The following is a 22334-nucleotide window of genomic DNA, read 5'->3' on the forward strand; positions in this document are numbered from 1 at the left end:
AAGATGTTAGGGTCACATCTACAACGCGAACTATTTGGCGACCACAGTGAAATCAACAAACTTGAACTCTTTGGGGAGGCGGCAATGGCAGCGATTTCAGGTACTGGCTGGGAACTTCTTATTAGTCGCCAAGTCGAGCATACGAGGGGCACCAGACGCAGGACAGTTGGTACCTATAAAGTCTTTCACAACGGCACGGCAGTAACGGGTCTATCGGGGTTCGTGTGTGAATCTCGCGGCCCAGGCGACAATTCCAAAGAAGACAATGGCAGGCGCATCGAGCCCGGCACCTATCCACTGGCGACGCAGGCCGGAGGCAAATATGTGACCATCGGCTACACTGGCGGCAAGACGCCACCCAAACCTGGACTCGAACTGCTGAAGACCAACAAGCGCACCGAAATCCTGATCCATCCGGGCGTCAATTTCCTGTCCAGCGTCGGATGCATCAACCCGACGAAGAAGGTGAGCGGTCCTCTTTCCGACATGGATTTCACGGAGAGCCGGACACGCGTAATCGCCCTCATCGACGATCTGAAAACCTTTGCCGGCGGTGGCTTCCCGAAAAGCAACGGCAAGCGAATTCCCAATGCTTCGGTGGTCGTCGAAGGCGAACCGGTGCTGTCGACCGAGAGTGTCGAGAGCGTGCTCGAAGCCGTTGCGGGCGATCCGAGCAAGGGTTTGCCAGCAGCGGTCTTCCAGAAATTCTCGCCCAGACCGGCAAGCGGTTCCAAGCGAACAATCTATGACGGTTACATCGGCGCCTTTACCTCCGAAAAAGGCCTCAAGACACTTGGCGATCATGGGGTGTGCAACAACTATGATCGGCTGATGCATTTCTTCGCTCAAGCGGCGATGGAAACCGGTGGCTTCACCCTCATTCGCGAATCCCTGACCTACACGACCGTGGCGGCAATCCGGAACGCATGGAGGTCGCGAGCCGCGGGCAAGACCGATCAGTGGATCGGGGACAACCTGCTGCGCAAGCCGCAAGCCCTGGGCGACTGGGCCTATGGCGGCCGCATGGGCAATGTGAAAGGAACGTTGGACGGCTTCAATTTCCGCGGCGGCGGCACGTTCCAGACCACCGGGCGCGACGCGTACACGGCCAAGGGCAAGCTCGCCAAGGTTGACCTCGCCAATCATCCTGAACTGATCGAGGATCCGCAGACTTCGCTGCTCGCAGCTTGCGCCGAATGGAAAGGGTCAGGCTGCAATGCCTTTGCCGATGCCGGCCTGATCAAAAAGATCTCGCGCGCGATCAACGTCGGCAACGCCAATTCCGCCACGCAGGCCAATGGCGAAGCGGATCGGATCGCCTGGCACGAAAAGGTTTTCAAGGCGGTGAAGAATGCCGGACTCCTCGGCTGAGCATGCCTCGGATCACGTTCGACAACACCACGTCATCATAATTCAGAGATAACAATCTCTGTGTCGACTAGGATGGTGATGCGCGGGGCGAAACAGGAGGAGTTTCGCCATGTCCGAGTTGAGCGGTATCGTGAGTTTGTTCCTGATCGCGGCGGCGTTCCTGACGTCCTGCGATACGCAGCAGCCGCCAAGGGCGGCGACGCAGCTGTCCACGTTTCATGCGGCAGAATAATTTAGAAACTGTCGGGTTGCACTGAAAAGGCCCCCGTTTCGGAATTCGGGGGCCTTTTCACGTCAGGCGTCAGCGCAGCTGATCAATGCCAATACGGCGTGACCTTGTAGTAATCATAGGAAGCATCACGCGCGGCCTCGCCATCGGCGCCGGCCAGTTCATTGATCGAATAGGCGGGTGCTGCCTTCAGCTGCTCCTTCGAGAACGGCACGACATAGCCGCCCTTGTCCTCGTCATAGTCGAGGCTCGCCCACGGAATGGCGTGATACTTCTCGCCAATGCCGAGAAATCCACCGAACCCGATAACCGCGAACATGATGCCGTTCGACGTCTTGTCGAGCATGATGTCCTCGATGCTGCCGATGCTCGTGCCTTCGGTGTTGTAGACCGACGTGCCGATGACGCGCGAAGCGGCGATGGCTTCGGTGTGGCCTGTCTGGGTGGTCATGGCTGCTGCTCCTCATGTCGTTGATCGATACTTTGACAATGAGGGGCGCGGGCGAAAGTTCCCGTTTTTTCGAGCGGCGGGCGGTTACTCCGCGAGGATGAACGTCACCTTCATGTTGACGCGATAGGCCGCGATCCTGCCGTCCTCGACGACGATCTTCTGGTCCTGGATCCAGGCGCCTTCCACGTTCTTCAGGGTCTTTGAGGCGCGCTCAATCCCCTTCTCGATGGCGTCCTGAAAGCTCTTTTTCGACGACGACGTGATTTCGGTGACGCGGGCGACGGACATGGCTTCCTCCTGCCAAGACGCTCATTTGCAGCAGCGAGCCTACAGCCGGCTTATGCCTTCCACAAGCAGGGCAGCGCGCGCGCCATCGCCGAATCCATCAGCCTCGGTTCAGGTCAGCAGCATTCTTGGCGATGCGGTCGAATGCCATCAGTCTTTCGAGCAGCGCCGGCATGTCCTTCAGCGGCAGCATGTTGGGCCCGTCGGAGGAGGTCGAATTGTCGGGATCCTGGTGGGTCTCTATGAACACGCCGGCGACGCCGACGGCAACGGCAGCCCGCGCCAGCGTCTCGACAAAGCGGCGCTCGCCACCGGAGGAACCGCCCTGCCCGCCCGGCTGCTGCACCGAATGGGTGGCGTCGAAAATCACCGGCGCGCCGATCTCGGCCATCACGGGCAAAGCCCGCATGTCCGACACCAGCGTGTTGTAGCCGAAGGAAGCGCCGCGCTCGGTGGTCAGCACATTGGGGTTGCCGGAGCCGGTGATCTTGGCCACCACGTTCTTCATGTCCCAGGGCGCCAGGAACTGCCCCTTCTTGACGTTGATCACCTTGCCGGTCTTGGCCGCGGCGACCAGCATGTCGGTCTGGCGCGACAGGAAGGCCGGAATCTGCAGCACATCGACATGGTGCGCTACGATCGCGCACTGCTCCTCGGTGTGGACATCGGTCAGAATGGGAAGCGAAAACGCCTTGCGCAACTCGTCGAACACCGGAAGCGCCGCGTCCATGCCGGCGCCGCGCGTTGCCGACAGCGAGGTGCGGTTGGCCTTGTCGTAGCTGGTCTTGTAGACGAGGCCGATGCCGAGCTTGCCGGTCAGTTCCTTCAGCGCGCCGGCCATGTCGAAAGCGTGCTGGCGCGATTCGAACTGGCACGGGCCGGCGATCAACGCCAAGGGCCCGCTGTTGTCGAAGACGACGTTGCCGACGGTTACCGACGAATTCGGCGCCATCGAATTAGGCCCTTGCGGCTTGCTCATGGGGTCTCCCGGAAGGTGAAAGCCGCGCCCTGTCCGGATGCCGGCTGCACGACGATTTCGTTGCCCGCTATATCGTGCCCGACGGCGTTGTCTGCAAGCAGCCTCGCGACAGCGCCGACACTGCGGGCCGAAAAGACGATCGCGGCGAAGCGAAGGTCCGTCGGCGCGCCAGCCGACATGCCGAAGCGCTCAGCGAAAGCCGCGGGCTTGAGAACGCTCAAACGCGCGTTCGCCAGGTCGAACGCCGTGCTGCTCCTCTGCCTCGAACCCGTCGCTGTCTCGATCAGGTGGCGCTTTTCGGATGGCACGCCGCTGACCGCAACGATTTCGGCAATGCCGGTCACGCCATTGGCATGAGCCTGCAGCGCCGTACGGTCGATTTGAGGGGCGTTGATCCGCTCGCAAGCGAACAGAAAGGCGTCCATCGTCTCGGCGCCGGCGGCGAAAGCCAGTTTGAACGAGGCCATGTCGCTCTTTCCGGCCGTGTCGGTGAAGGCGCGGGAAAAGCTCAGTACGTCTCCCGCCGACAGGCCGGCTTTGATAAAGCGCGCATGGTCCGCATCGGCATCGTCGGTGGCCAGCACCACGGCGGAAAAGCCCTCATCGCCCAGCCTGGCGCGATAGAGCCGGTCGCGCGCGACAAAGACATTGCCACCGGCAAATGCCTCGTCTGCAGCCTGTTCATTCCCGACCGCCAGCGGTTCGAGATAGGTGCCGTCGGCAAGGAAGACGCAGCAATTTTCGGTGCCGAAAGGGTGGATGCCGGTTGGTGCGACGATGAAGCCAAGCGATGTCAGCCGCGCCCGCGCCACGGCGAGGCTCGCCGTCGGCAACACAAGATGGTCAAGCGGATGGATCGTGCTGGTCATGCCGGCGCGGTGTGCATCATTCCGGAAATCGGTTCAAGGCCTCTTGCCAGCCCGATCAGGCCATCGCCACGACATCGGCCGAATAGCGCAATTCGCGCAATGGTTTGACCCGGCTGGTCGTCTCGGCATAGAGCGGGTGCGCCTTGTAGGCGGCAAGCGCGGCATCATCCTCGAACTCGGCATAGACGACCACGTCGATCGCATCCGNGCGGGTGCGCCTTGTAGGCGGCAAGCGCGGCATCATCCTCGAACTCGGCATAGACGACCACGTCGATCGCATCCGACAGCGGATCGACCTTGGTGTTGAGCGTCACCTCGAAGAGGCTTGAATGCGGGATCTTGCCCAGCGCGAGCAAGCCCGTGCGCACGGCCTCGACATCGTCCTTGCGCCGCGCGCTGAAGAAAACGATATGCCGGATCACGCCTGCCTCCACGTTCGATTTGCGGCATGTTTTGTGTGAGCGGGACCGTCGCGTCAACCGCCACGATGTCGCGCCCGGCAATGCCGGCAGGCGACTTTGCAGAGGCGCAAAAAGCTAGGCTTTGCCGGTGACGTAGCGCACGACGCGCGACATCTCCCTGACCGTCGTGTCGAGATAGCGGCCCTGATTGTAGAGGCCGTCCCAGATCAGGAAAAAGGCGATGGCGACGATGACGATGACATAACGCATGGCTGAAACTAACGTATGTGGCTGTTCGTAACCATAGCGATTTCACCGGCGGTCGCTCGCCCTCATCGATTCTGGCCTAGGGCACGCCACCTGGGCCAGTGCCGGGCACGGCTTGCCTCTTGAAGTTCCGGTCGATGCGGTGGAAGATTGTGGCGAAAATTTTAAGCAGGCTACGGCGTTCGCGCCTGGCGAATGAAAGTGGAGGATGTGGAGGCCGGCAGATCTTGCGCCGCCCCCGCGGAAGTCCAGGGGGGTGTGAGATGGCTGTCAGGGAATACAAAGGCATCGGCGACGCCATCAGGCTGGACGAACTCAATTTCGCCGAGATGGTCAAGGGCCTGCCGGCCAAGGCGCGCATGGTGCTGTCGGCGGCGATGAAATTGCCGCGCGGTTCGCTGAAGGTGAGGATGCCGGATGGCCGGGCGGTTCTTGTCGGCGGCAACGGACCCGGCCCGGATGCCGAACTGGTGTTGAAGAACTGGCGCCTGCCCGGCCGTGCCTTTTCCGGTGGCACCATCGGCGTTGCCGAATCCTACATGGACGGCGACTGGGAAAGCCCTGATGTAACCAGCTTCCTCGAACTGTTCGTCGTCAACTCGGCTGTTGGCGAGCGCATTGCCGGCGGCGCCAGCTGGCTCATCAACACGGTCCAGCGCATCCGCCACTGGTTCAACGAAAACACCCGCACCGGCTCGAAGCGCAACATCTCGGCGCATTACGATCTCGGCAACGCCTTCTACAAGCAATGGCTCGATCCCAGCATGACCTATTCGTCGGCGCTCTATGCGACCGGCGCCAACGACCTGGAAAGCGCTCAGGCCGCCAAATACCGCGCGCTGGCCAAGGATACCGGCATCGGCAAGAAGGACCATGTGCTCGAGATCGGCTGCGGCTGGGGCGGTTTTGCCGAATTTGCCGCGCGCGAGATCGGCTGCCGCGTCACCGGCCTGACCATCAGCCGCGAACAGCACGATTTTGCCAAGGCGCGCATCCAGAAGGCCGGGCTTGCCGACAAGGTCGACATCAAGCTGCAGGATTACCGAGATGAAACGGGCACTTACGACCGCATCGCCTCGATCGAGATGTTCGAGGCGGTCGGCGAAAAATATTGGCCGGTTTTTTTCGGCAAGATGAAGGCGTGCCTGAGGCCCGGCGGCACCGCCGGCCTGCAGATCATCACCATCAACGAGGCCGCTTACGACACCTATCGGGCGCGGCCGGATTTCATCCAGCGCTATGTCTTCCCGGGCGGCATGCTGCCGACGCCGTCGATCCTGAAGACGCTGGGCAGCGACCATGGCCTTTCCCATCTGCGCGAGCGCGTCTTTCCGGACGACTATGCCCGCACGCTTGCCGAATGGCGCAACCGCTTCTGGGCGTCGTGGGAAAAGATCGTCCCGCTCGGCTTCGACGACCGCTTCAAGAAGCTTTGGGAATTTTATCTCCACTATTGCGAAGCCGGCTTTAGAGCCAGCTACATCGACGTGCGCCAAGTGGTCTACAAAGCCTGATCCGAAGCGTGATTGAGCGGGCGTATGCCCGCTCGTTTTCCCTGTTAGCTGCACGTTGCCTCAAAGCAGGATGCGATACTTCGCAAACCCGGATTCGCCCTCGCCGGCCGGCTCGATCTTGAGCGATTTCACCCCAGATATGAAATCCTTCGCTTTGGGGCCGGTCTCGAACACGACGCTGGTGCCGGGCAGCGGCGTGAACGACCAATTGTCGTCGGCCGAGGGGTTGATCGTGCCTTCGCTGACGACGTAGCGCACGATCACGTCGCGGTTGGTGTCCGGCGCCTCGTAGATGATCTTCGAGGCATTGATGTCGGGGAAATTGCCGCCACCGCCGGCGCGGTAATTGTTGGTGGCGACGACGAATTTCGCTGCCGGATCAATCGGCTTGCCGTCGAAGCTGAGGCCGACGATGCGGTTCGAGCCGGCATTGGCGACGCCACCCTTGGCATCGTATTTCGGCAGCTGCGACAGGTCTATTCCGTAGCTGACGCCATCGATCACATCGAAATTGTAGGACGGGAATTCGGTGTCGATGAGCGCCTGGTCGGCTTTGCCCGGCTCGATCTTCCTGAAAATGCCGGCCGACATTTCCAGCCATTCCTTCACTTGCGCGCCGGTGATTTCGACGGCACGAACCGTGTTCGGATAGAGATAGAGGTCGGCGACGTTCTTGATGGCGATGTCGCCCACCGGCACGTCGGTATAGTAGTCGGCGCCGTTGCGCCCGCCGGCCTTGAAGGGCGCCGCCGCCGACAGCAGCGGCACGTCCTTCCACTGCGTGCTTTTTAATATGTCCTTGAGGTACCAGCTCTGCGCCTGGTTGACGATCTGCACCGACGGATCGTCGGCGACCAGCGCGAAATAGGAATAGAGCGGCGCCGAGGTCTTGCCGACCGGTCGGCGGACATAGGCAAGTGTCGCCTCATGGTCCGCCTTCAGCGCATCGACGACGCGCTGGTCGTCCGCCACCGTCGGCTTGTTTGCCTTGTCGACGCGCTCGTAGATCGGCCTTGCCTCAGATGTGGCCGAGGCTACGCGCCATTTCGATCCGTCCCGTTCCAGAAGCAGATCGATCAGTCCCATATGCGAGCCCCAGAAACCGCCCATCACGGCGGGCTTGCCCTGCAGCGTGCCTTTCTCGGTGTCGACGCCTTCGAGCGCCTGAAAATCCTTCTTGCCGGGGAAGACGAGATGCTGATGGCCGGTGAACACCGCATCGATGCCTTCGACGCCGGCGACGAAGAAGGAGGCGTTCTCCATGCCGTCGCCCTGCTTGATATCGATGCCGGAATGCGAGAGCGCGATGACGATGTCGGCGCCCTCCTCCTTGATCTGCGGCACCCATGCCCTGGCCGCCTCGACGATGTCGCGCGTCCTGACATTGCCTTCCAGGTTCTTCAGGTCCCAGACCATGATCTGCGGCGGCACAAAGCCGATGATGCCGATCTTGATCGGCTGCTCGGCGCCCGACCCGTCCTTGATCTTCTTGTCGAGGATGACATAGGGCTTGAGGTAGAGCTTGTCGTCGCGCGGTTTGGCGGCAAGCTCGGTGCCGCGGATCAGATTGGCGCAGACGAAGGGGAAATTGGCTCCGGCCAGCACCTTGTCGAGGAACGACAGGCCGTAATTGAACTCGTGATTGCCGAGCGTCGAGCATTCATAGCCCAGCAGGTTCATGCCCTTCATGATCGGATGCAGATCGCCTTCCTTGAGGCCCTTCTCATAGGCGATGTAATCGCCCATCGGATTGCCCTGCAAAAGATCGCCATTGTCGATCAGCATCGCATTGGTGGCTTCCTTGCGCACCGCCGCGATCAGTGAGGCCGTCCGTGACAGGCCCATCGTGTCGTTGGCTTTGTCGGCGTAGTAGTCGTAAGGCAGCACATTCACATGGATGTCGGTGGTCTCCATGATCCTCAGATGCGCCTGATTGGCCTGCGCGCGGGCGGAAAACGGATGGAGCATGATCAGCGCCCCGCTGGCGGCCGTACCGGCAAGAAAACTACGGCGGGAGACGGGGTAATTGAGATGCGGCATTGGTTTTCCTTCCCAGCGACGTGACAAGATCCCAGCCCCGGGCGGAAGCTTCGCGCCGAAAACCGGCCATGTCCATCGGGAAGTCAGTCGATCAGCAAAAGGTGACGGCTGGATGAATATCCTTGGCCGCGGTTGAGAACCTCAGCCCTTGTCATCGTCGCCCTGGGTGATCAGCCGCGCGCTGCGCTGGCCGGTGAAATAGATCCATAGCCAGCTAAGCGACACCGAGAGCCGGTTGCGGAAACCGATCAGGAAGTAGATATGCGCCACGCCCCACAGCCACCAGGCAAGCCATCCCGTGAGCTTGATCGAGCCGAAATCGATCGCGGCTGCCCACTTGCCGATCGTCGCCAGGTCGCCGGCATGTTTGTAGCGGAAAGGCCGCGGCGCGCCATCGCCGGCCAGCCGCGCCCTGATCGTCGCGGCGACATGCTTGCCCTCCTGCTTGGCCGAGGGCGCCACGCCGGGCACCGGTTTGCCGTCCGGCCGCAAGACATGCGCGGTGTCGCCGATGACGAAGATTTCAGGACTGTTCGGCACGGTCAGATCGGGCTCGACCATTACCCTGCCCGCCCGGTCCACCGGCGCGCCCAGCCACTCTCCCGCGGGTGAAGCCGCCACGCCGGCGGCCCACAGGATGGTTCGCGCCGGCAGATGCGTATCGCCAAAGACGACGCCTTCGGCATCGAGGCGCGTGACGGCGCGGCCAAGCTCGACCGTGACGCCCCGCCGCTCCAGCGCCTTGCGCGCATAGTCGGACAGCTTTGGCGCGAAATTGGCTAGGATCCTGTCTCCGGCCTCGACCAGCACCACACGCGCCTCACGCGTGTCGATGTTGCGGAATTCGCCGCGCAGCGTTTCATGCGCGAGTTCGACAATGGTGCCGGCAAGCTCCACGCCGGTCGGGCCGCCGCCGACGATGACCAGTGTCAGCAGTGCCTGGCGCTTGGCCGGATCGGTCTCGCGCTCGGCCTGCTCGAAGGCGAGCAGGATGCGCCGCCGAATGGTGGTTGCGTCTTCAAGCGTCTTCAGCCCGGGCGCGAAAGGCTCCCATTCGTCGTGGCCGAAATAAGCATGACGCGCGCCGGTGGCGAGCACCAGCGTGTCGTAGGGAACAGAACTGCCGTCCTCAAGCACCACGCGTTTGCCTGGACGGTCGACGCCGGTGACGTTGCCGAGCAGGGTCGTCACGTCCTCGCGCTTGCGCAGCAGATGACGGATCGGCCAGGCAACTTCCGAGGTCGCCAGCGAGGTGGTCGCCACCTGGTAGAGCAGCGGCTGGAAAAGGTGATGGTTGCGCTTGTCGATCATGGTGATGCGCACGGGTGCGCCGGCCAGCGCCCGCGTGAGTTCGAGACCGCCGAACCCTGCGCCGACGACAACGACATGATGGCTGGTTTCACTCATCGCATTCACCCCTGTTTGTCTCTCTTTATCTAGTGATTTTTGTGCACCGCAACAATGTCGCGGCGCGCTAGACTGCCGCGCGTAAGGCTGCCCAGGACTCGTCGCCGGATGTCGCGAATGCCTATGTCGGCAAGCCTGGACGGGTATAGCCTTGCAGGGGCTGGAACCACGGGAGTGAAGCATGGCCAACGACGATGACAAAGATCGCAAAGGGCGGGCGCAATATTCTTCGCCGCCTTACTTCTTGCACGAACTCGATCCGGAATTTCGCGCGCCATTGACCGACTGGACCGATGTGCGCCGTTGGCGCAAGGCCGAGCGCGAGCGTCTGATCGCGGCACGGTTGGCGGTTTCCGCCGATGCGCGGGTGGCGATGTCGCGGGCTATCGCCGAAGGGCTCGACGCGGCCATCGGCGACATTGCCGGCCGCATGGTCAGCCTCTATTGGCCGTTTCGCGGCGAGCCGGACCTGCGGCCGTGGATGGCGTCGATCAACGAACGCGGCGGCCGCACGGCGCTGCCCATCGTGATCGAGAAGGGCCAGCCGCTGATCTTCCGCGCTTATGTGCCTGGCGACCGGCTGGAAAAAGGCGTCTGGAACATCCCTATCCCCGCCGAAGGCGACCCGGTGCTGCCCGACATCGTCATCTCGCCGGTCGTCGGCATCGACCCGCGAAACTACCGCCTGGGCTATGGCGGCGGCTTCTTCGACCGCACGCTGGCTGCCATGCCGTTCAAGCCATTGGTCATCGGCGTCGGCTACGAACTGCAGCGTATAGCCACCATCTACCCGCAGCCGCACGACATCCCAATGGATAGGCTGGTGACCGAGGCTGCTCAGGGCTAAGCCAGTTCCGGCTTCATGCCCATGGCGGTCCGGTCGACGATCTCGCGCAAGGCAAACGACGAGTTGATCTTGGTCACATGCGGCATCGCCGATAGCCACTCCTTGTGGATGCGCTCATAGTCGACCAGATCCTTGGCGGCGATGCGCAGGATATAGTCGTATTCGCCCGACATCAGGTGGCACGACAGCACATTGGGGCAGCGCTTGATCGCCGCCTCGAAATCCGACAGCGTCTTTTCGAATTGCCCCGACAGCGATATGTGCACGATCGCCGTCATCTGGTGGCCGAGCGCGGCATTCGAAAGCCGGGCGTGATAGCCGCGGATGGTGCCGGATTTCTCCAGATTGTCGAGCCGGCGCGAACAGGCCGACTGCGACAGGCCGACCCTTTCGGCGAGCGCCGCATTGGGTATGCGCCCATCCTTCTGCAGAGCCTCGAGAATGGCGATATCGATCCTGTCGAGCGGCATTTCTCGTGATTCCTGCGAAATTTCCTTGATTTCGCGCAACGATTATCGAAACGCGTGACCCCGCGCAAGCGCATTCGCAAACACCTGCGCAACGATTCGTGGTTCACTCGGTTGATACAGGGAACGAGCCCAAAGGGCCGGATCAGGAGAGAAATATGCGCGTCGGCTGCCCCAAGGAAATCAAGAACCACGAATACCGCGTCGGCCTGACGCCGGGCTCCGTCCGCGAATATGTCGCGCATGGTCATGAAGTGCTGGTCGAAAGCGGCGCCGGCGCCGGCATCGGCGCCGATGACAATGCCTACCGCGCCGCCGGCGCCACCATCGCCAGGACCGCCGCCGACGTGTTCGCCAAGTCCGACATGATCGTCAAGGTCAAGGAGCCGCAGCCCAACGAATGGGCGCAGCTGCGCGACGGCCAGATCCTCTACGCCTATCTGCACCTGGCCCCGGATCCGGAGCAGACCAAGGGCCTGCTCGCGTCCGGCGTCACCGCAATCGCCTATGAGACCGTAACCGACGACCGCGGCGGCCTGNGGGGCGGCCTGCCGCTCTTGGCGCCGATGTCGGAAGTTGCCGGCCGCCTGTCGATCCAGGCCGGCGCGACCGCGCTGCAGAAGGCCAATGGTGGCCGCGGCGTGCTGCTCGGCGGCGTGCCCGGCGTACTGCCCGGCAAGGTCACGGTGCTCGGCGGCGGCGTCGTCGGCCTGCATGCCGCCCGCATGGCGGTCGGCCTCGGCGCCGACGTCACCATCATCGACCGCTCGATCCCGCGCCTGCGCCAGCTGGACGACCTCTTTACCGGCCGCGTCCACACCCGCTACTCCACAGTCGAGGCGCTTGAGGAAGAATGCTTCTCGGCCGACATCGTCGTCGGCGCCGTGCTCATCCCGGGTGCTGCTGCACCCAAGCTGGTGACCCGCGAAATGCTGTCGGGCATGAAGAAAGGCTCGGTGCTGGTCGACGTCGCTATCGACCAGGGCGGCTGCTTCGAGACTTCGCACGCCACCACCCATGCCGAGCCGACCTATGAGGTCGACGGCGTGATCCATTACTGCGTCGCCAACATGCCGGGCGCCGTGCCGGTGACCTCGGCGCACGCGCTCAACAACGCGACGCTGCATTATGGCCTGCAGCTGGCCGACAAGGGCCTGAAGGCGCTGGTCGACGACCACCATTTGCGCAACGGCCTCAATGTCCACAGGGGCAAGATCACCAATCGCGCCGTCGCCGAAGCACTCGGCTATGAGCTGGTCGAACCGAAAGTGGTTCTGGCTGCCTGACCAGACCTAAATCCTGATCTCACCTAAATTGGGAAGACTTGCTCCCGTCAGCCCGCCGGCTCATCCCGGTGGGTTTTTTCTTGCGGGCAAAACACCGGCAACAAAAAGCGGAGCCAAAGCCCCGCTTCCTCGATATCGAGATCCCCGCCGGTTCATCCGCGGTCGGCAACCCATCGACACTCACCTTTGAACGTATGAATGCGACGGCAGTACGACAGTTCGCCGCCAGTCGGCGCGCCACCGTGTGCCGGCGATAGTCGCGGCGCTGTGTGAAGCGTTTCACATCAGCCATCCGAAAAACCTGCACAGACAGGGGTGCCAACTTGACGGATCGAGCCGTCACACGGTTCCCAACTGCCCGCCAGACCAACGGCGGGCATTTTTTTGTCAGGCACGTTCGATTCGGCACTGATAGCAATTGTTGCGTGCCGAGCGGACATGGACGTAGGCGATATCGTCGCGTTCGAGCAGGGTTTCGGCCCGCGCCGTGATTGCTGAGGTCACGATGACGCCGCCACTGCCGTAGACGATGCGATTATCCCCGTCATAGCCACGCACGATGTAGTCGGGGCTTTCGAACACCTCTGGCAGCTGCTCGGTCTCGGCGGCGCGTTCGCATTCTTCCGCATGCAGGAAGATCGGACCAGTTTCAGCGTAAGGCTGCAGATCCGGGAATGGGCGATAGGCCAGAACGAGATAGACGTCGCCCGCGGCGATGTTCTTCAGACAGTGCCGGCAAGGGATGCCGCCGCCGTCGGAAATCTTTCGCTCGGGCGTGTGGCCGTAGGCATCCGGGCCTCCAAACTGCAGGGCTCTGACCTCCTGGGTTGGCAGGGCTTTGAACTGAATGGTCATGGCAGAAATCTCCGGTGTCGTTGACCAGAAATTATGCATCCATGCCGATGCTTCCCACCCGATTCCTGCCAAGTATCGAAGCGTCAATTGGGTATCATCAGCCGGCGCTATCGAAATCTCGATGAATCTGCATGGCGGTCGGTCTCGCAAAACAAGCCGGCTAATTAGGATGTCATGGCCTCATGACGCTGGCCGAGCGCTCGGAGAACGGCAGCGGATGCACGATCTCCTTCTTTTGCGCCACCGGCGCAAAACCGAGCTTCTGGTAGAGCGGCAAGGCCGCCGGATGGTCGAGCGTGCAGGTCTGCACCGTCACCCGCTTCGGCTGATACGACCAGGCGGCGGCGATCGCCGCGCCCAGGAACCAGCGGCCCATGCCTAGCCCGGTCGCATGCTCCATCATGCCGAAATAAGCGAGCTCGACCTCTTCCGGCAGATGCGGCTTGAGGTCGAAGAACCCGGCCGGCGCGCCGTCAAGATAAAGCACCCGGATGTCGCGGTCCTCGCGGTGAATGCCGGCCGCAAGCTCTTCATCGTCCAACCGCAGCACATTGACCCAATGCCATTTGCGCCCCACCCGATCCATCAGATAGCGGTAGAAATGCAGCGGAATGTCCTTGGTCTTCAACAGCGCGATCTGCCTGTTGTAGGGCACCGGCGGCGAATAGGCCGGCGGCACATGCATTTCCAGAAACGTCACCGTGACTTCGATGTCTTCCAGCACACCGTTTTCCATCGCCGTCATTCCTTGCCCGTTGCAACGGGCGTATCGGATAGCCCGCCCCATTCCGTCCATGAGCCGTCATAGAGCCGGTTGTCGGTGTGACCGAGCGTCTCCAGCGCCAGCGTGATGACCGCCGCCGTCACGCCGGAACCGCACGAGGTCACGATCGGTTTCGACAGATCGATGCCGGCATCTTCAATGGCCTTGCGCAACTGGTCCTTCGACAGCAGCGCGCCGTCCTGCGACAGCGCCGAATAAGGCAAATTGTGCGCGCCGGGCATGTGGCCGGAGCGAACGCCGGCGCGAGGCTCAGGCTCGGTGCCGGTGAAACGGCCGGCGCCACGGGCGTCGGCAATCTGGCTTTCTTTCGTTTCGACGATGCGACGCATGTCGGCTAGGCTGGCGACGCGGGCGGCGTCGAAATCTGCGTGGAACACGTTTGGCGCGATCTTGGTCGGCTCCGCCGTCACCGGCCGGCCGGCCGCCTTCCAGCGGTCGAAGCCGCCATCCAGCACATAGACCTGGAACACGCCCATGACACGGAACATCCACCAGGCGCGCGGCGCCGAGAAGAAGCCCGGACCGTCATAGACGACGATGGTGTCGTCGGCCGAAATACCCATGGCGCCGACATATTGCGCGAAATGCTGCGGCGAAGGCAGCGTGTGCGGCAGCTTGGCATCTGGGTCCGAGGCCGCATCCTGGTCGAAGAAGCGCGCACCCGGAATATGCGCTGCCTCATATTCGGCGCGTGCATCGCGCTTCTGCGCCGGCAGGTACCAGGACGCATCGACGATCGTCAGGCCGGGCTCGCCAAGACGGCTCTGCAACCAGTCCGCATCGACTGTGAAAGGGCTGTCATCGGCCATCGTTGTTCTCCTGCCTTGTTGGCCGACTACTATATTTTGGCGGCCATTCGGTTCCGGATCCTGTTTGGCCCGACAATCTGAATGCGCGGCGAGCGCACGACGTAGTCAGCCGCAGCAGTGTGTTGATTCTGATTGTTTTCGTGTTTCGTGGCGAGTACGGAGTGATGGTTATGATCTGGGATGGGCGGGGTCAATAAAATCTCGACATGAGCAATCTCTTGTTTTCCCGAACTCCGAGCAATCCGGCTTCGCTCGGGCTTGTTTGCAATTTTCTTGCACACTATCCGCCTTTCGATGGTTACGAGTTCGGCTTGATGGTGAAGACGCTACGCTATCAAATGGATCAGCAGACACATATGATCGGCTCGATCGACGACGTTATCGTGGCCTACGTTGGATGGATCCAGACCAGTCGCGAGATAGCGGAGGCATGGGCGAAGAATGGCGGTCCGCTCAATCCTTTTCCCGGCGGCGACGCTACCGCCGTCACGGTGCTGGCGACGCGGTCTTCGTCCCATATCCTGCCACTTATCAAGAACGCCAAGCTCATAAACCTTGACAAGTCGGTGTTCTGGAAACGCGACTTCATTGACAACCGCGGCTCGGTCAAGCGTGCCGTCCGCAAGCGCGACATCTGATGAGTTCGGCCAAGCCTGCCGAGGCACTGACGCAAGAAATACTTATCCGGCTGGATGACCGGTATGCCGCAATGTTCGTGCGCATCTGGCGGCCAGCCGGCACGCCTCACGCCACAGTTTTCTGCCTTCACGGCTTCACCGGCAATGGTGCCGATTTTAACTACCTCGCCACATTCTTGTGCCGCAATGGTTTCCTGGTTGTCTGCCCAGACCTGTTGGGGCGCGGGCGTAGCGCCTATCTGGGCTCCGGCTACGACATCAACGTCTATTCCAAGTGCCTGCGCGCGCTTGGCGAGTTCGCCGGCACGGAGAACCACTTCATCGGCACTTCGTGGGGCGGCACGATCTTGCTGTTGTTTCTGCACATGACTCGCTCCAAGGCCACGAAAATCGTTCTCAACGACGTTCCAATGCTCGGCGGCCCTAAGGTCGACGCTATGAGAGACAACGTCATGAAGGAAAGTGCGCTTAAATTTGAGAGCCGTGCGGCTGCCAAGGACTATCTGGCCACCACCAGATCCCTCATGGGGCCGGTCGAGGACGCAGTGTTCAATCGCTATGTGGAGAACCGGATCGCAGCCGGTCCCGAAGGCTTCCGGCTCGCCTATGACCCCGCAACGACGGGAAATTTTGGCGCACTGACCGGCCGCCAATACGATCTTTTCCCAATCGCTGCCAAGATCGACGCCCACGTTCTGTTGATGTACGGCCGCGACAGCCAATTCGTCGACCGGCAGGCCATCGAGCGCACACGGCTCGCACGGCCTGATCTGTGGCTTGTCGACAACATCGATGCTGGCGATCCGCCATCGCTGATGACGCTGGACCAGGCTCTGCTCATCCTGGGGTTCCTGTCTGCGGCCTAAATCTGGCGTGTGATTGTGGGTTGGTTCCGGATATGCATTTCGACGATTTGTACAGTGAATACATCTCGGCGACCTATGATCGCCAAAGCTCAACCGAAAATCCCGCCAAGATCCTGATTTGCACCACTCCGCGAACGGCCGGGCATTCCTATTGCCAAACCTTGCAACAGTTCGGCTTGGGAATCCCAACCGAGTATTTTCAGTGGCAGTATGCCTTGCCGCTGACGATACGCTGGTCGGCCGACAACACAATTGATCTTGAAAAACTCAACGAGCGGGCAATGGCCTATGGTCGCCAGCTCCTGGCGAAAAGGACTGAGAACGGTGTGTTCGCCGCCAAGATCTTTTTTGAAAACCTGCCATTCGCACGCAATTCGATCGGCAACGACGACGGCAACTCGTTCTATGTCTTCCTCTCAAGAAGAAACAAGGTGGATCAAACCATAAGCCTGCTTTCGATGCTCCATACTGGCCAGCCGTTCGACAGTCGGGAGACGCTGCCTGGAATCCCCAAGGTGACAATTTTGACCGAGAGGGTTGCCAGGGATACCGCCCAACATATTTTCGACAGCGAAATCAGGTGGAAAAATTACCTGAACACCCTTGATCAGAGCAGAGTGGCTGAGGTCTGCTACGAGGACTTCGTCGCCAACCAGCAGGAAAACGTTTCCGCCACGATGAGCAACTGGTTCCCAGGTTTCGAGTTGAAATCAAAAGCCGTATCGACGGGTGCGCGCTATGCGCATGATGCCGAACTCAAGGCGATGATCAAAAGGCAATTTGGGGACTATGTCGCTCGGTTTTGGCAGGACCATGCCTGACCCTGCGTTTCATCGACGCGAAACACTGACGGAGGCACCCTGCGCCGGGCGCAGTGCCAGCGCATAGTCGAACCGGATGACATCGTCGGCCCGGCTAAAAGCAAACTGGCGTACAATGGCAAGGACTGCCTCCCGAACTTCCAGCCGGCCGAGACGTGCGCCACCGCACATGCGCGGTCCGGTGAGGAAAGGAATGAAGGCCCTCCGATCAAAGCTGTTGTCGAGGAACTCCTTCCGGCTGGCATCGAAGACACGCGGGTTTGACCAGAAAGCCGGGTTCTGGTGCACGCCGACGACCGACACCATGATCAATTGCCCGGCGTAGAGACGCCGACCTTCGAGAACCGTGTCGGCACCGACTTCCCGGGTCAGGAACGGAATCGGAGGGAAAAAGCGCATCGTTTCGTTGATCATGCAATCGGTATACGGCGTCTGCGCATCGCCCGAGAGAACCTCGGCATGGATACGGTCTTGCACATGCTGGTTTGCCCCGAGTCGATCGATCACCCAAAGTGCGGTCGTCACCGATGTCTCGACGCCTGCGAAGAAGTTCATGACAAACTCCTCCACCGGCGAGAAGCCTTCGATATCTGTGGCTTCGCTTCTAAAGCGGTCCATCTCCGCAGCGGCGCGGGGATCCGCCATCAGCAGCGATGCGAAATCGGCGACCNCCCTGTCGAGCAGCAACAGCGTCGCCGCCATATCGGGAACAAGGCCGAAAGCCCGGTAAAATATGGTCATCGACGCGGCGAACAACGCTTGCTGGATGGCTGGTAGCGTGGCGTCGCTACTGGACAGACAGGTGGCGAAGATTTCCGCAACGGGATGCTGCTGCGCCGGCTTGGCGGCCGCCAAATAGACGTCCTGGGTGATGGTACGCCGGACCGACCAATCCTGATCGTTCGTGTTGAAACGGCTGAAACCGAGCGCCGAGATCAGGGAGAAGTTCTTCCGAAAGAGCTCCGGCGCCTTGACGATTGTGTCGACGGCTTCCGGATTGTCAAAGACAACCAGGTTGCCGAAGTCGCTGGGCCGACCACTCGTTTCCGCCTGCCCGCCATGAGCAAAAAGCGCATAGACGAGGTTGTTGAGAACGCTTTCGATTTGTATCCGGTCGTCCATCGATGCCCCCCGCGCAGCCGTAGACACCAGGCGGCCAGCGCCGACATCTCGACCAGAAACTCCTACGCTATCATATTCGATTCGCAGAGATAAAACGGGTTCTGTGGCAAACGCGTAACACTGCCCGATAAATGATTATGGCAGCTATGACGAAAGGTGCCGCTGCGGTAGTGTGCGAGTGGGCTAATATCAATTCAGTTCGATTCCAGGCGGGGAAAAATGCGAAATCAGGTTTCAAGTAAGCTTCTTGCTACGGTTGCAGCGTCTGCCGCTTCGGTGACATCAGTTGGTGTGGTCGCGGCTCATGCCGCCGATGCACAGGTAACCGATCCTGCAGTGGTCGATTCCCGCATCAAGATTGCCTTCGAAGGCGCGGTCTATCAATCCAACGTCGACAAGCTTGGCGATACCAGCGACAAGCTCGGCAGTGGCAATGATTTCGGCGATCTCTACGGATCAGTGGCGCTCACCAAAGCGATTTCTTCGGATGTGGACTGGAGGCTCGCTGGTACTTTTCACGCCGGCCAGGACAACGACTTTAGTCTGAATGTCCCGCAAAGTGGCGGCGTCATCGGCCTGTCGTTCGGCAACAGCTACAATTTCCAGACGCTCGACTTCGATGTCGGCAAGCATGTCGAGGCGCAGGGCGCCGACATCCGGTTCTTCGGCGGTCTGCGCTTGCTGCACTCCAAGGAGAAGCTGAATTTCAATGTGAGCGCCACTCCCAATGATCCGGCCGACAAGGGCGGCAACGCTGACAAGCTTGGCTCATCCGAGTTCTACGGCATCGGTCCGCGCCTCGGCGCCGAAGTCTACTATCCGCTGGGTGAGACGTGGGGTCTTACCGGTGCGGTTTCGGGCTCGGCTATGTGGGGCCGACGGACGGACAAGTTTAGCCTCCACGAACATGAGAGCGATCCAAGCGATCCTACTCCTGATCCAGATATCAACGTCAGCGAAAGCCAGCATTCCAACAAGGTTGTTACTAGCATAGACCTTTCCGGTGGCGTGACTTTCAAACCGTGGGAAAATACCACGTTCACCGCAGGCTATCGGCTCGAACAGTGGCACAATCTGCTTGAGATGGCGGACAAGAGCACCCAGACATTCAACGGCCCGTTCCTGCGCCTCGAAGTCAAGATGTAGGCCGGCGGTTCGAGCCTCCCAGCTCGGACTACTGCTTCGAATGGATTGCAATTGACGGAACAGGAAGTGGCGTTTGAATCTAGGGTTGCCGTCAATGGCAACGTCAAACTGCACTACACAGCGGCGGGCTCAGGCCCGCCGATTGTGTTTCTGCATGGCATTCCGGATCACGGAATGGGCTGGCGCCGGCAGATGCAAGCGCTCTGCGACCGATATCGGGTGATCGCGCCGGACCTGAGGGGCTTCGGACAAAGCGATGGACCACAAGGCCACGGCAACTATGCGCTGACCCACCTGGTCAACGACGTGCTGGCTGTTCTTGCAGCGGAAAAGCTGACCCAGGCCGCTATTGTCGGCCATGACTGGGGTGGCATCATCGCATGGTGGCTGGCCATACGCGTGCCGCAGGTCGTGCGCCATCTCATCCTGCTGTCGGCACCGCACCCCCGCAACTATCTGCGTGCGGTCGCCGATCCGGCCAATGCCGAGATCATCGGATATGTACGTGGCTTCCAGGTCCCGGGCGCCACCCAGATGCTGGACATCGACAAACTCGCCACCTGGGTCGCCGATCCGCAGGACAGGCAGGCCCTGACAGATTCGCTCAGGCGATCCGATCCGGAAGCGATGCTGGGCTACTACAGGGCCAACATACCGCTTGGCAGGGTGCCGGATCTGGGCCAGCTGCCTTTGGTCAAGGCGCCGACCCTTGTGCTGTTTGGCTCCGACGATCCCTATGTGCCGTCAAGCGCTTTTGACGGGACCTTCCGAGAAGTCGACAACGTTACCGCCGTGATTGCTTTGCCCGGGGCTGGCCACTTCATCCACCATCAAGCAGCCAAGTTTGTCACCGAGCAGATCGAAGCATGGGTTGAGCGATCACCGTCCAGTTTCCGACACCTTGGTTAAGCCAAGGTGTCTCAGACCGGCTGAGCAATATAGAGGCCACGTGCTATTTGACCCTAATTCGCCGGCAGCGGTCCGAAGCGAATGCGAAAACGCCGGTTTTCGCGGCCCTTCTTCTCGATCTTGCCGATATGGATTTCACCGACTTCGCCGGTGCTTTTGACATGGGTGCCGCCGCAGGGCTGGCTGTCGATCGAAGCGTTGTCGCCGATGCAGACCAGGCGGATCTTGCCGGTGCCGGCGGGCGGCCGGACATTCTTGGATTTCACCAGGCCAGGATTGGCTGCCAGTTCCTCGTCGGTGATCAGCCTGATGAAGATCGGATGATCGGCTCGCACCAGTTCCATCAGCCCGGCGGTGACGTCTTCCCTGGTGAAGCCGGCATCGGGAGCGTCGAAGTCGACGCGGCTGTCATCTTCGGAAACCGCAGCACCGGTAATCGGAAACGGACAGACTACGGTGAGCAAATGGCAAGCTGCGTGCATGCGCATCAGGAGATGCCGCCGCTCTCAGCCGATGGCGAGTTTCACCCGCTCGCCGACCTCGGGTGCCGGTTGCTCCGGCGCCGGCACATGGATGATCTCGTCCTTGGTCTCGCCGGTGATGGTGGCGGCAATGGCGATGCGGCTGCCGTCGGCGCGCTCTAATGTGCCGGTATCGCCAGGCTGGCCGCCCGATGTGGCATAGAAGATGGTCCGGTCGAGAATGATGCCGCCGCGCTCGTTGATGGCGACAACAGTGGCGTCAGCCGCTCTGAGATAGGCGTCATCGCGAAACAGCGCTTCTGTTCTGTGCGCCATCAGGCGACCTTCTCATACGGCACCGGAATTGTGCTGCGCTCATCCATCCAGCCCGGCACCGGCAGGTTCTTCTCGCGCAGGAATTCCGGGTTGAACAGCTTCGACTGGTAGCGCGTGCCATAGTCGGCAAGGATGGTCACGATGGTGTGGCCGGGGCCAAGCTCGCGCGCCAGCCGTATCGCGCCGGCAATGTTGATGCCGGTCGAACCGCCGACGCACAGGCCTTCTTCCTGGATCAGGTCGAAGACGATCGGCAGCGCTTCCTCGTCCGGCACCTGGAACGAGAAGTCCGGCGTGAACCCATCGAGATTTGCCGTGATGCGCCCCTGCCCTATCCCTTCGGTGATCGAGCTGCCGTCGGACTTCAATTCGCCACTCGTGTAGAAGGAATAGAGCGCCGCACCTAGCGGATCGGCGAGCGCGATCTTGACGTTGCTGCTCCTGGCCTTCAGCCCGAAGGCGACGCCGGCCAGCGTTCCGCCCGAACCCACCGCCGAGACGAAACCGTCGACCTTGCCGCCGGTCTGCATCCAGATTTCTTCCGCCGTGGTGCGGATGTGGCCGTCGCGATTGGCAACGTTGTCGAACTGGTTGGCCCAGATCGCGCCGTTCGGCTCCGACCTCGCCATCTGCTCGGCCAACCGCCCCGACAGTTTCACGTAATTGTTGGGGTTCTTGTAAGGCACCGCCGGCACCTCGATCAGCTCGGCGCCAAGCAGCTTGATCGTGTCCTTCTTTTCCTGGCTCTGGGTGTCGGGAATAACGATCACTGTGCGATAGCCCAGCGCCTTGGCAACCAGCGTCAGGCCGATGCCGGTATTGCCTGCCGTGCCTTCGACGATGACCCCGCCCGGCTTCAACAGCCCGCGCTGTTCGGCGTCGCGGATGATGAACAGGCCTGCGCGATCCTTGACCGACTGGCCGGGGTTCATGAACTCGGCCTTGCCCAGGATTTCGCAGCCGGTCTGCTCCGAGGCCTTGTTGAGGCGGATCAGGGGCGTGTTGCCGATCGCTTCGATCACAGAACGGGGCATCCGGGATTCCTTATGTAGCTGCGGCGAGACCCTAGAAACCCGAAGCTTGCGTTTCAAGGCAAGAATTCGCCTGGTCCAGTCGCATTTCGGGCACTGCAATCTCCCGCGGCCGGACAACGCGCGATGACGATCATTTCAAC

The 22334-nt window shown here is 61.2% G+C and carries 25 protein-coding genes and 1 pseudogene; 10 read left to right on the forward strand and 16 right to left on the reverse strand.

What is annotated here, in order from left to right; genetic code table 11:
* The first annotated feature begins 3 nt into the window (after positions 1–3).
* Both X757_RS1000000168560 and X757_RS1000000169420 read left to right on the forward strand, forming a co-directional pair.
* On the forward strand, positions 4–1371 hold the full coding sequence (locus X757_RS1000000168560; protein ID WP_198020369.1) for a hypothetical protein: 1368 nt from the start codon (positions 4–6) through the stop codon (positions 1369–1371).
* Between the two features lie 109 nt (positions 1372–1480).
* Entirely contained in the window at positions 1481–1603 is a 123-nt protein-coding gene (locus tag X757_RS1000000169420) for a hypothetical protein (protein WP_023668910.1), read from the forward strand.
* 82 nt (positions 1604–1685) lie between these two features.
* Here the strand turns inward: X757_RS1000000169420 and X757_RS146600 are convergent, their stop codons facing one another.
* The 7 genes from X757_RS146600 to X757_RS1000000169425 form a co-directional block, all read right to left on the reverse strand.
* Entirely contained in the window at positions 1686–2051 is a 366-nt protein-coding gene (locus X757_RS146600) for a PRC-barrel domain-containing protein (protein ID WP_023668909.1), read from the reverse strand.
* Between the two features lie 84 nt (positions 2052–2135).
* A complete protein-coding gene (locus X757_RS146595) occupies positions 2136–2339 on the reverse strand; it encodes a dodecin family protein (protein WP_023668908.1) in 204 nt (67 codons plus the stop codon).
* Between the two features lie 97 nt (positions 2340–2436).
* Positions 2437–3315, reverse strand: coding sequence for a 3-deoxy-8-phosphooctulonate synthase (gene kdsA, locus X757_RS146590; protein WP_023706540.1), 879 nt, complete (start codon positions 3313–3315; stop codon positions 2437–2439).
* The gene (locus X757_RS146585) at positions 3312–4184 is read right to left on the reverse strand and encodes a VOC family protein (protein WP_023726783.1); all 873 of its coding nucleotides are present in this window, start codon (positions 4182–4184) and stop codon (positions 3312–3314) included. The genes kdsA and X757_RS146585 overlap by 4 nt, the downstream gene beginning before the upstream one ends.
* Before the next feature lie 55 nt (positions 4185–4239).
* Positions 4240–4377 carry a Dabb family protein gene (locus X757_RS1000000169015; RefSeq protein WP_373432845.1) on the reverse strand — a complete coding sequence of 46 codons (138 nt, stop codon included), beginning with the start codon at positions 4375–4377 and terminating at the stop codon, positions 4240–4242.
* Complete coding sequence (locus tag X757_RS1000000165790; RefSeq protein ID WP_155922396.1) at positions 4349–4606, reverse strand: Dabb family protein; 258 nt, start codon at positions 4604–4606, stop codon at positions 4349–4351. Before X757_RS1000000165790 ends, X757_RS1000000169015 begins: the two co-directional genes overlap by 29 nt.
* A gap of 114 nt (positions 4607–4720) precedes the next feature.
* Positions 4721–4855 carry a hypothetical protein gene (locus X757_RS1000000169425; protein WP_023688440.1) on the reverse strand — a complete coding sequence of 45 codons (135 nt, stop codon included), beginning with the start codon at positions 4853–4855 and terminating at the stop codon, positions 4721–4723.
* Positions 4856–5115: 260 nt separating this feature from the next.
* Between X757_RS1000000169425 and X757_RS146580 the strand changes: the two genes are divergently transcribed.
* Positions 5116–6366 (forward strand): cyclopropane-fatty-acyl-phospholipid synthase family protein, encoded by a 1251-nt coding sequence (locus tag X757_RS146580; RefSeq protein ID WP_023726784.1) that lies wholly within the window; start codon positions 5116–5118, stop codon positions 6364–6366.
* A gap of 60 nt (positions 6367–6426) precedes the next feature.
* Here the strand turns inward: X757_RS146580 and X757_RS146575 are convergent, their stop codons facing one another.
* A complete protein-coding gene (locus X757_RS146575; protein WP_023726785.1) occupies positions 6427–8406 on the reverse strand; it encodes a bifunctional 2',3'-cyclic-nucleotide 2'-phosphodiesterase/3'-nucleotidase in 1980 nt (659 codons plus the stop codon).
* 141 nt (positions 8407–8547) lie between these two features.
* The gene (locus tag X757_RS146570; RefSeq protein WP_023691271.1) at positions 8548–9813 is read right to left on the reverse strand and encodes an NAD(P)/FAD-dependent oxidoreductase; all 1266 of its coding nucleotides are present in this window, start codon (positions 9811–9813) and stop codon (positions 8548–8550) included.
* A gap of 181 nt (positions 9814–9994) precedes the next feature.
* On the opposite strand from X757_RS146570, the gene X757_RS146565 reads away from it, so the two are divergent.
* On the forward strand, positions 9995–10660 hold the full coding sequence (locus X757_RS146565; RefSeq protein WP_023726786.1) for a 5-formyltetrahydrofolate cyclo-ligase: 666 nt from the start codon (positions 9995–9997) through the stop codon (positions 10658–10660).
* Here the strand turns inward: X757_RS146565 and X757_RS146560 are convergent.
* Positions 10657–11130: an Lrp/AsnC family transcriptional regulator gene (locus X757_RS146560; RefSeq protein ID WP_023668897.1), complete on the reverse strand. Its 474-nt coding sequence runs from the start codon at positions 11128–11130 to the stop codon at positions 10657–10659. The genes X757_RS146565 and X757_RS146560 overlap by 4 nt on opposite strands.
* A gap of 155 nt (positions 11131–11285) precedes the next feature.
* Here X757_RS146560 and ald point away from each other — a divergent pair, with 155 nt between their 5' ends.
* Positions 11286–12413: an alanine dehydrogenase gene (gene ald / locus X757_RS146555; RefSeq protein ID WP_023726787.1), complete on the forward strand. Its 1128-nt coding sequence runs from the start codon at positions 11286–11288 to the stop codon at positions 12411–12413.
* A gap of 387 nt (positions 12414–12800) precedes the next feature.
* Here ald and X757_RS146550 read toward each other — a convergent pair whose 3' ends face one another.
* From X757_RS146550 to sseA, 3 genes are all read right to left on the reverse strand, one after another.
* Positions 12801–13268 (reverse strand): DUF1203 domain-containing protein, encoded by a 468-nt coding sequence (locus X757_RS146550; RefSeq protein ID WP_023726788.1) that lies wholly within the window; start codon positions 13266–13268, stop codon positions 12801–12803.
* Positions 13269–13440: 172 nt separating this feature from the next.
* Entirely contained in the window at positions 13441–14004 is a 564-nt protein-coding gene (locus tag X757_RS146545; protein WP_023726789.1) for a GNAT family N-acetyltransferase, read from the reverse strand.
* A gap of 5 nt (positions 14005–14009) precedes the next feature.
* Positions 14010–14861, reverse strand: coding sequence for a 3-mercaptopyruvate sulfurtransferase (sseA, locus tag X757_RS146540; RefSeq protein WP_023701756.1), 852 nt, complete (start codon positions 14859–14861; stop codon positions 14010–14012).
* Between the two features lie 206 nt (positions 14862–15067).
* Between sseA and X757_RS146535 the strand changes: the two genes are divergently transcribed.
* From X757_RS146535 to X757_RS146525, 3 genes are read left to right on the forward strand one after another with little or no spacing between them, the layout of a single operon-like run.
* Positions 15068–15499: a hypothetical protein gene (locus X757_RS146535; RefSeq protein WP_023672793.1), complete on the forward strand. Its 432-nt coding sequence runs from the start codon at positions 15068–15070 to the stop codon at positions 15497–15499.
* On the forward strand, positions 15499–16365 hold the full coding sequence (locus X757_RS146530) for an alpha/beta fold hydrolase (protein ID WP_023701757.1): 867 nt from the start codon (positions 15499–15501) through the stop codon (positions 16363–16365). The genes X757_RS146535 and X757_RS146530 overlap by 1 nt, the downstream gene beginning before the upstream one ends.
* 32 nt (positions 16366–16397) lie before the next feature.
* On the forward strand, positions 16398–17186 hold the full coding sequence (locus X757_RS146525) for a Stf0 family sulfotransferase (RefSeq protein ID WP_023701758.1): 789 nt from the start codon (positions 16398–16400) through the stop codon (positions 17184–17186).
* A gap of 9 nt (positions 17187–17195) precedes the next feature.
* Here X757_RS146525 and X757_RS146520 read toward each other — a convergent pair whose 3' ends face one another.
* On the reverse strand, positions 17196–18308 hold the full coding sequence (locus X757_RS146520) for a cytochrome P450 (protein WP_023726790.1): 1113 nt from the start codon (positions 18306–18308) through the stop codon (positions 17196–17198).
* A 219-nt stretch (positions 18309–18527) separates the two neighbouring features.
* On the opposite strand from X757_RS146520, the gene X757_RS146515 reads away from it, so the two are divergent.
* Both X757_RS146515 and X757_RS146510 read left to right on the forward strand, forming a co-directional pair.
* Positions 18528–19454, forward strand: coding sequence for an Lpg1974 family pore-forming outer membrane protein (locus X757_RS146515; RefSeq protein WP_156933445.1), 927 nt, complete (start codon positions 18528–18530; stop codon positions 19452–19454).
* Between the two features lie 51 nt (positions 19455–19505).
* Positions 19506–20363, forward strand: coding sequence for an alpha/beta fold hydrolase (locus X757_RS146510; protein WP_023701761.1), 858 nt, complete (start codon positions 19506–19508; stop codon positions 20361–20363).
* Positions 20364–20416: 53 nt separating this feature from the next.
* Here X757_RS146510 and X757_RS01000000164965 read toward each other — a convergent pair.
* Positions 20417–21160 (reverse strand): annotated as a pseudogene (locus X757_RS01000000164965) (alanyl-tRNA editing protein).
* Positions 21160–22194: a cysteine synthase A gene (locus X757_RS146505; protein WP_023726793.1), complete on the reverse strand. Its 1035-nt coding sequence runs from the start codon at positions 22192–22194 to the stop codon at positions 21160–21162. The pseudogene X757_RS01000000164965 and the gene X757_RS146505 overlap by 1 nt, the downstream one beginning before the upstream one ends.
* Positions 22195–22334 lie beyond the last annotated feature (140 nt).

The sequence above is a fragment of the Mesorhizobium sp. LSHC412B00 genome (genome assembly GCF_000503035.1).
GTDB lineage: Bacteria > Pseudomonadota > Alphaproteobacteria > Rhizobiales > Rhizobiaceae > Mesorhizobium.